Here is an 8,129-nt window from a genome sequence, read left to right as displayed (position 1 = left end):
CCTTGTCCCGCGCCCCGTTGATGAAGTTGTGATACGGCCACACCGACGGATCACCGAACACGCTCTTGTGATGGTTGTTCTCGCTCGACCCGTTGTTGTACATGTTCCGCGGATACCACTCGTTCGCGAACGCCGGAACACTGAACACACCCCAGTGGTAGTAGATGCCGAACTTCGCGTCCTGAAACCACTCCGCCGCCGCCGGATGCTGATCCACCGACGACCACGACGACGTGTAACTCTGCGGACCGACGGTGGCCAGCGCGTTGCGCACGCTGAGCAGACCGGTGGCCGTGGCGATGCCGGTGGCGCCGGAGGCGACGAGCAGTTGGCGGCGACTGAGCCGCGGGGGCAGCGGTGACATGACGGGAACCTTCCGGACGGACCTGACGAGACCCCGACCCGACGACCGGACCGGGACTGCGGGGCGCGAAGCGGTGCTGCGGGCGCGGTCGGCGAGGGCGTCGCGCGCGGCTCGGGCCGAGCGGCGGAAACATCGTGGAAATGTTCGGCTCGGCTTGAAGTTAACGCTAACAACGTTGGGTGTCAATGTTTGGGACGGTGGTTCCGGGCGGTGGAGCGCGCCCATTGCGGCGATGATCTCGCCGGTCATCGGCACCGGTCACCCGATGCCGCGGCATCCGGCCGACGGCCCGGAAATGACCTTGCCTGTTTGCGTTAACAGATCGCGGCCGCGGACCATCCCGGCGACACTGGCCTGGTCGACGTGGTGGCCGGACGGATTCCCGGTCGAGCCGGCGGTGGACGGTGGTGACCCGTCGCGGTCAGGCGGGATCCAGCACCGTACGCAGCCAGCGCAGTTGGCGCCGGGTGTGCACGGCCTCGCCGCCCTCGTGGCCGTTGAACGGGTAGACGTGCACCTCCCGCAGGGGCGTCGCCGGTCCCTCGGTCGCGGCGCCGTACTGGTTGTAGGCGGCGAAGGCGGTGCTGGGCGGGCAGACCGTGTCGCGCAGGCCGATCCCGAACTGCGCCGGGGCGGTCGCCCGCCGGGCGAAGGTCACCCCGTCCAGGTACGACAACGTGCGCCGGACCGGCTCCTCCGCCTCCCGGTGCACCGCCAGGTACCGGACGATCTCGCCGTACGGGGACGCGTCGGTGAGGTCGAGGGCGCGCTGGACGTGGCAGAGGAACGGGGCGGTGGTCAGCACCGCGGCGAGGTCGTTGACCAGGCCGGCCACCGCCAGGGCCAGGCCACCGCCCTGACTGTTGCCGGCCGCCACGACCCGCGCCGGGTCGACCCCCGGCAGGGCTCGGGCCGCCTCGACGGCCCGGACGGCGTCGGTGACCAGCCGGCGGTAGTAGTAGTCGTCCGGGGCGAGGATGCCACGGGTGACAACCGCCGGCCCGCCGGGTGCGCCGTGCGGGTCGGGCGTGTCCCCGACGGCGTACTCGCCCGACTGTCCACGGTTGTCCATCAGCAGGTGCGCGTAGCCGGCCACCGGCCAGGTCAACCGCTCGCCGGGCAGGCCCCGGCCACGGCCGTAGCCGGCGTACTCCACCACTGCGGGCAGCGTGCCGGCCACACCCGCCGGGCGGGTGTACCAGGCCCGAACGGGTTCACCGCCGAAGCCGGCGAAGGTGACGTCCCAGGTGTCGACCAGGCGCAGTTCGGTCGGCTCCGGCCGCACGTCGATCAGGACCGGACCGGCGGCCCCGACCAGGGTCGCCTGCCAGAACTCGTCGAAGTCGGCCGGCTCGGCGACGGCGGGCGCGTACCGGCGGAGCTGTTCGATGGACAGGTCGAAGGCCGGCATGGGTCCTCGCGGGGTCGACGCGGCGGAAGTTTCCGGCGACCCTAGCACGCATGTCCAGCGAGTCGGATCGATGCGCCCGCGCCCGCCGCCGCCGACGAGTGCCCGATGGCAAGCGCTTACCCATGAAACGGACCAATGCGAACGGGTGCGGGCCGACCCTTGACACATATCGGCAGGGACCCTAGGTTTCCGAAAAAGGTCCGGAAGTTGACCGAAAGTTTCGGAACCAGTTCACTGCTGCTCCGGTCCGGTTCCGGCAGGACGCGATGCGTGTCGGAGCGAGGGGGTTCGGATGCGAAGTACACCGCCGGTCGATGCCGGACCCGCCGGCCGCCGAACTCCCGTCCCTCGCCGCCGACGGACCTGGCGGCAGGCGCTGCGCCGGGACTGGCAGCTCTACTCGCTCGCGGTGCTGCCGCTGCTGTTCTTCCTGATCTTCCGCTACCTGCCGATGGCCGGGAACGTGATCGCCTTCCGGCGCTACCGCCCCGGCGGCAGCATCTTCGGTGACAGCTGGGTGGGCCTGCGCTACCTGCGACTGTTCCTGGCCGATCCGACCTTCTGGGACGTTTTCACCAACACGGTCGTGCTCGGCGCGCTGACCCTGCTGTTCTGCTTCCCACTGCCGATCGTGCTCGCGCTGCTGCTCAACGAGGTCCGCACCCGCTCGGTCAAGCGGTTCGTGCAGTCCGTGTCGTACCTGCCGCACTTCCTGTCCATCGTGGTCGTGGTCGCCATGGTCATGCAGCTGCTGTCCGTGAACGGGACGGTCAACCAGGTGGTCCGCGCCATGGGCGGGGATCCGGTGCAGTTCCTCCAGCAGGCCGGCTGGTTCCGCGCCATCTACGTCTCGTCCGAGGTGTGGCAGACGGTCGGCTGGGGCACGATCCTGTACCTCGCCGCGCTCACCACCATCGACGAGGACCTCTACCAGGCGGCCCGGGTCGACGGCGCCAACCGCTGGCGGCAGACCTGGCACGTGACGCTGCCGGGCATCCGGCCCACGATGATGACGCTGCTCATCCTCAACATCGGCACCTTCATGGCCGTCGGCTTCGAGAAGATCCTGCTGCTGTACAACCCGCTGACCTATCCGACTGCCGACGTGATATCCACGTACCTCTACCGGATCGGCATCGTCTCCGGGAATCTCAGCTACGGCGCGGCGATCGGCCTGTTCGAGTCCGTCATCGGCCTCACCCTGGTCCTGTCGGCGAACGCGATCTCGCGGCGCACGGTGGGGACGAGCCTGTGGTGACCACGGACGCGACGACCACGGCCGGGCCGGCCACCGGCGCCGCGGACCGGCCGGGCACCGGCCCGCGCGGCCGGCGGACCACCCGGGGCTACCGGGTCTTCCAGGTGGTCAACGCGATCGTCCTGGTCGGCGTCGTGGTGGTGACGTTGTACCCGTTCGTCAACATCGTGGCCCAGTCGTTCAGCGAGAACGCCTACATCATCGCGGGCAAGGTCAACCTCGTCCCGCGCGGGTTCAACCTCACCGCGTACCGGGCGGTGATGGCCGATCCGATGTTCTGGACGAACTACCGCAACACCGTCGTCTACACGGTGGTCTCCACGGCCATCTCGCTCGTGCTGACCACCTGTTACGCGTACGTGCTGTCCAAGCGGCACCTGCGGGGCCGGGTCGCGCTGATCGGCGTCGCCGTGTTCACGATGTTCTTCACCGGTGGCCTGATTCCCAACTACGTCCTGGTCACCAGCCTGGGCATGAAGAACACCATCTGGGCCGTCGCGCTGCCCAACGCCATCAACGTGTTCAACCTGCTGGTGATGAAGGCCTTCTTCGAGAGCCTGCCGGTGGAGTTGGAGGAGGCCGCCGCCGTCGACGGGCTCAACACGTACGGGACGCTGCTGCGCATCGTGCTGCCGCTGTCGAAGGCGATGATCGCCACCATGGTGCTGTTCTACGCCGTCTCGTTCTGGAACTCCTGGTTCACCGCCTTCCTCTACCTGGACCGGCAGGAACTCTGGCCGGTCACCGTCTACCTGCGCAACCTCATCGTGGGCGCGACCGACGCCACCTCCACCGTCGGAGGTCTCAACGCCGGCAACGACATCGTGCAGTCCGCCGCCACGCTGCAGTCGGTGACGATCGTGCTCACCGTCCTGCCCATCCTCGCGATCTATCCCTTCGTCCAGCGTTACTTCGTCTCGGGCGTCATGCTCGGCGCGGTCAAGGGATAGCCGCCGCCCACCGTCCGGGCGCAGCCAACCCCGCCACCTCGAAAGGAAAGCCCATGGTCCAGCTATCCCGGCGTCAGGTGCTGCTCGCCACCGGCGCCGCCGCCGTCGTCACCCTGACCGGTTGCAGTGACGACGGTGGCGACAAGGACGTGTCGAAGAACCGTGACGGCGCGATGGACAAGTACGGCGTCGGCGACCAGTTCAAGGCCGCCGCGCCGCTGTCCTTCTCGATCCTCTACAACAACCACCCGAACTACCCGCTCAAGCCCGAGTGGCTGTTCTGGTCGGAGTTGGCCAAGCGGACCAACGTGAAACTGGAACCGGTCGCCGTGCCGCTGAGCGACTACGAGCAGAAGCGCAGCGTCCTGGTCGGCGCCGGGGACGCCCCGGCCATCATTCCGAAGACGTACCACCCGCAGGAGAACGCGTACGTCTCCTCCGGCGCGATCCTGCCGGTCAGCGACTACCTCGACCTGATGCCGCACTTCAAGGACAAGATCGAGAAGTGGAACCTGAAGCCTGAGATGGACCTGCTGCGGCAGGAGGACGGGAAGTTCTACCTGCTGCCCGGCCTGCACGAGAAGCCCTGGCAGGACTACACCCTGGCGGTCCGCACGGACGTCATGGAACAGCTCAGGATCCCGTCCCCGAACACCTGGGACGACGTCTACACCATGCTCAAGACGATGAAGCAGGCCCACCCGGACTCGTTCCCGTTCTCCGACCGGTTCAGCAAGCCCAACCCGGCCGGCAACCTGCTGAACATGCTCTCCCTCTCGTACGGCCTGCAGGGCGCCGGTTGGAACTTCCAGCACACCAGCTGGGACGAATCAGCGGGCAAGTTCACCTACACCGGTGCGACGGAGAAGTACCGGCAGGTGCTGGAGTACCTCCACAAGCTGGTCAGCGAGAAACTGCTGGACCCGGAGAGCTTCACCCAGACCGACGACCAGGCCCGGCAGAAGCTCGCCAGCGGCAAGTCCTTCGTGATCAGCACCAACGCGCAGAGCATCGTCAACGACTACCGGCCGGACCTGGCCAAGACCCTGCCGAACGCCCGGATCGGGAAAATCAACTTCCCGATCGGGCCGGCCGGTCCGGTCAACCCGGCGAGCCGGCTGGAGAACGGCGTCATGATCTCCAGCAAGGCCCGGGAGAGCAAGAACTTCGTGGCGATGCTGCAGTTCATCGACTGGCTCTGGTACTCCGACACCGGCCAGGAGTTCGCCAAGTGGGGCGTCGAGGGCACGACGTACACCAAGGACGGCTCCGGCAAGCGGACCCTCACGCCCGACGTCAACGTCCTCGGCCTCAACCCCAAGGGCACCAAGCACCTGCAGAAGGACTTCGGCTTCTTCAACGGCGTCTTCGCCTACGGCGGCCGGCTGGAACTGGTCCAGTCGTTCTTCTCCGCCGAGGAGCTGGAGTTCCAGAAGGTGATGAACGGCCGTGAACACGCGAAGTTCGTGGTGCCGCCGCCCGCCCCGCTCAGCGACGAGGAGCGCGAGAAGGCGACGCTGTGGGAGGCCGGGCTGAAGGACTACGTCTACCAGATGACGCTGAAGTTCGCCCTCGGCCAGCGGCCGCTCAGCGAGTGGAACGCCTACCTCACCGAGTTGAAGGGCAAGAACATGGACGCCTACGTCGACCTGGTGAACAAGGCGTACGAACGCTACAAGAAGGACCACGGCTGACCATGCGCGTCCAGGTACCCGATCAGCCGGTCGGCCGGTTGTCCGACGCGTGGCGGTTCTGCGTCGGCACCGGCCGGTTCGACCTGGCCCTGCGCCGGGACTACCAGGACTCGCTGGCGCTGGTCCAGCGGGAGATCGGGTTCCGGCACATCCGTGGTCACGGGGTGCTCAGCGACGGCGTCGGGGTGCACCAGCCCTACGAGCACCGGGGGTCGCGCCGGGTACGGCACTCGTTCACGTACCTGGACCAGGTGGTGGACGCCTACCTCGACCTGGGCATCCGACCGTTCGTGGAGCTGGGCTTCATGCCCACCGGGCTCGCGTCCGGCGAGCAGACCGTGTTCTGGTGGCGGGGCAACATCACCCCGCCCGCGTCCTGGTCCGAGTGGGCCGATCTGGTCCGCGGCACGATGACGCACCTGGTCGACCGGTACGGCCTCGACGAGGTACGCGGCTGGCCGATCGAGGTATGGAACGAGCCCGACCTCGACATCTTCTGGGCCGGCGCCGACCGGGCCGGCTACCACCGGCTGTACGAGGTGACCGCGACCGCGGTCAAGGAGGTGGACGCCGAGCTGCGGGTCGGCGGCCCGGCCGTCTCCCCCGGTGGCCCGGACTGGCTGCTGCCGTTCGCCGAGTTCGTCGCCGACCGCGGGGTGCCGGTCGACTTCGTCAGCCGGCACGCGTACACCTCCGGTCCGGCCCGGCACGTTCCGTTCGGCACCCGGCAGACCCTCGCGCCCGCGGACCGGCTGCTGGAGCAGTTCGCCCAGCCGCGCGCGGCGCTGGCCGGCACCCCGCTGGCCGACCTGCCGGTGCACATCACCGAGTTCAACTCGTCCTACCGGCCGGACAACCCGATCCACGACACCGCCTTCCACGCCGCCTACCTGGCGCCCGTGCTGGCGGCCGGCGGCGACCTGGTCGACTCGTTCGCGTACTGGACCTTCAGCGACGTGTTCGAGGAGCTGGGCATCCCGACCACCCTGCTGCACGGCGGCTTCGGCCTGCTCACCCACCGGCAGATCAGAAAACCGACCTACCACCTGTACGCGTTCATGGCCCGGCTCGGCGACCGGGTCCTGGCGCGCGGCCCGGACCACCTGGTCACCCGGGACGCCACCGGCCGGGTCGCCGTGCTGGCCTGGGCCCCGGTGGACGTCACGGGGCGGGAACCGGTGCCGGACCGGCACACCGTGGCGCTGTCCGTCCCGGTCACCGCCCCCGACACGGCGTCGGTCTACCTGCGGCGGTCCGCGGTGAGTGAGGAGGCCGGCAACGTCTTCGCGGCCTGGTCGCAGCTGGGTTGCCCGGCGTCCCCGGACGCGCGGCAGCTCGACGCGCTGCGGGAGGCGGCCGAGCCGGCCCACGACCACCGCGCCCTGCCGGTGGCCGCCGGTCGGGTCGAGGTCGACCTCACCCTGGCCCGGCACGAGGTGACCCTGGTGGAGTTGACCCCGGTGGTGGACCGGGCGCCGCCGTGGTGGGACGCCGACAACCTGCTCGACCCGCCGGCCGGAACCTCGCCGGTGGAGGGGACGGCGGAGCGATGAGCGACACCGCCGGAAGCTGGCGGCAGTTCGGCAGCGGGCCGCTGTCGCGGGCCACCGCCCGCGTCTACACCCTGCTGGTGGTGGAGGCACTGCTCGTGCTCACCACGCTGCCCGGGGCGGTGCCGTTACTGCTGCTCGACCGGGACGCCAGCAACCTCCCGCTGTACGCCCTCTGCGCGCTGCCGGTCGGGCCGGCCGTCGCCGCCGGCCTGTGGACGCTGCGCCACCAGCCGCTCGACCTGACCGACCTGCGGCCGGCGGCGGTGTTCTGGCGCGGCTACCGGACGAATCTGGTGCCGGTGCTGCGGGTCTGGCTCCCGGTGCTGCTCCTGCTGACCGTCGAGGCGGTGAACCTGACCCACCTCGCGGTCGCCGGTGTGCCGGACTGGTGGGCCGTGCCGCTGATCGTGCTGGCCGTGGTCGTGACGCTCGGCGGCGTCAACGCGCTGGTGATCACCTCGCTGTTCGCCTTCCGGACCCGGGACGTCGCCCGGTTGGCGCTCTACTTCCTGCTGCGGACCCCGCAGGTGCCGCTGGGCAGCGCCCTGCTGCTGCTCGCCGCCGGCACGGTCACGGCGGTCGCCTCGGAGGCGGTGGCCGCCCTGTTCGGTGCGGTGTTCGTGCTGGCCCTGCTGCGGGTCGCCGGCCCGATGATCGACGCGATCGGGAGGGAGTTCACCCCGTGAGCCTGCCCAGCACGGCGAAGATACCGTTCGGCGGGGACTACAACCCGGAACAGTGGCCCGAGCGGGTGTGGGAGGACGACTACCGGCTGTTCGGACGCGGGGTCGCGGTGCTGCGGGAGGAACGGTGAGCGGCGGTTTCCCGGAGCCGGCCGGGCTTCCCGGCCAGGCCGGCACCACGACGGACGGCGGGCAGCCGGTACCGGTCACCGAGCG

General features: G+C 69.4%; 8 protein-coding genes. 6 read left to right on the top strand and 2 right to left on the bottom strand.

The features are described 5' to 3' along the window. On the bottom strand, nucleotides 1-364 hold a 364-nt coding region (locus ACFOX0_RS26535; protein ID WP_377550856.1), incomplete at its 3' end, for an alpha-L-fucosidase. A 421-nt stretch (nucleotides 365-785) separates the two neighbouring features. After that, nucleotides 786-1,775, bottom strand: a complete 990-nt coding sequence (locus ACFOX0_RS26530) for an acetylxylan esterase (protein ID WP_377550854.1) — start codon at nucleotides 1,773-1,775, stop codon at nucleotides 786-788. 292 nt (nucleotides 1,776-2,067) lie between these two features. Between ACFOX0_RS26530 and ACFOX0_RS26525 the strand changes: the two genes are divergently transcribed. Genes ACFOX0_RS26525 through ACFOX0_RS26500 form a run of 6 tightly spaced genes read left to right on the top strand, consistent with a single transcriptional unit; the run spans nucleotide 2,068 to nucleotide 8,044 of the window. Next, entirely contained in the window at nucleotides 2,068-3,033 is a 966-nt protein-coding gene (locus ACFOX0_RS26525) for an ABC transporter permease (protein WP_377550852.1), read from the top strand. Then, nucleotides 3,030-3,983 carry a carbohydrate ABC transporter permease gene (locus ACFOX0_RS26520; RefSeq protein WP_377550850.1) on the top strand — a complete coding sequence of 318 codons (954 nt, stop codon included), beginning with the start codon at nucleotides 3,030-3,032 and terminating at the stop codon, nucleotides 3,981-3,983. The genes ACFOX0_RS26525 and ACFOX0_RS26520 overlap by 4 nt, the downstream gene beginning before the upstream one ends. 53 nt (nucleotides 3,984-4,036) lie before the next feature. Further along, nucleotides 4,037-5,677 (top strand): ABC transporter substrate-binding protein, encoded by a 1,641-nt coding sequence (locus ACFOX0_RS26515; RefSeq protein ID WP_377550848.1) that lies wholly within the window; start codon nucleotides 4,037-4,039, stop codon nucleotides 5,675-5,677. A 2-nt stretch (nucleotides 5,678-5,679) separates the two neighbouring features. Further along, nucleotides 5,680-7,230: a GH39 family glycosyl hydrolase gene (locus ACFOX0_RS26510; RefSeq protein ID WP_377550846.1), complete on the top strand. Its 1,551-nt coding sequence runs from the start codon at nucleotides 5,680-5,682 to the stop codon at nucleotides 7,228-7,230. Beyond that, nucleotides 7,227-7,916, top strand: a complete 690-nt coding sequence (locus ACFOX0_RS26505) for a hypothetical protein (RefSeq protein ID WP_377550844.1) — start codon at nucleotides 7,227-7,229, stop codon at nucleotides 7,914-7,916. The genes ACFOX0_RS26510 and ACFOX0_RS26505 overlap by 4 nt, the downstream gene beginning before the upstream one ends. Then, entirely contained in the window at nucleotides 7,913-8,044 is a 132-nt protein-coding gene (locus ACFOX0_RS26500; RefSeq protein WP_377550842.1) for a hypothetical protein, read from the top strand. Before ACFOX0_RS26505 ends, ACFOX0_RS26500 begins: the two co-directional genes overlap by 4 nt. The last annotated feature ends 85 nt before the right edge of the window (nucleotides 8,045-8,129 follow it).

The sequence above is a fragment of the Micromonospora zhanjiangensis genome, assembly GCF_042650605.1.
Classification (GTDB): Bacteria; Actinomycetota; Actinomycetes; order Mycobacteriales; family Micromonosporaceae; genus Micromonospora_J; species Micromonospora_J zhanjiangensis.
The sequence above is the reverse complement of the archived record's forward strand: the minus strand, read 5'-3'. Positions and strand labels throughout refer to the sequence as shown.

Excerpts from the sequence above, each read along its gene's own strand:
- ACFOX0_RS26530 (WP_377550854.1), bottom strand. The coding sequence starts at position 1,775 with ATGCCGGCCTTCGACCTGTCCATCGAACAGCTCCGCCGGTACGCGCCC.
- ACFOX0_RS26525 (WP_377550852.1), top strand. The coding sequence starts at position 2,068 with ATGCGAAGTACACCGCCGGTCGATGCCGGACCCGCCGGCCGCCGAACT.
- ACFOX0_RS26515 (WP_377550848.1), top strand. The coding sequence starts at position 4,037 with ATGGTCCAGCTATCCCGGCGTCAGGTGCTGCTCGCCACCGGCGCCGCC.
- ACFOX0_RS26510 (WP_377550846.1), top strand. The coding sequence starts at position 5,680 with ATGCGCGTCCAGGTACCCGATCAGCCGGTCGGCCGGTTGTCCGACGCG.
- ACFOX0_RS26505 (WP_377550844.1), top strand. The coding sequence starts at position 7,227 with ATGAGCGACACCGCCGGAAGCTGGCGGCAGTTCGGCAGCGGGCCGCTG.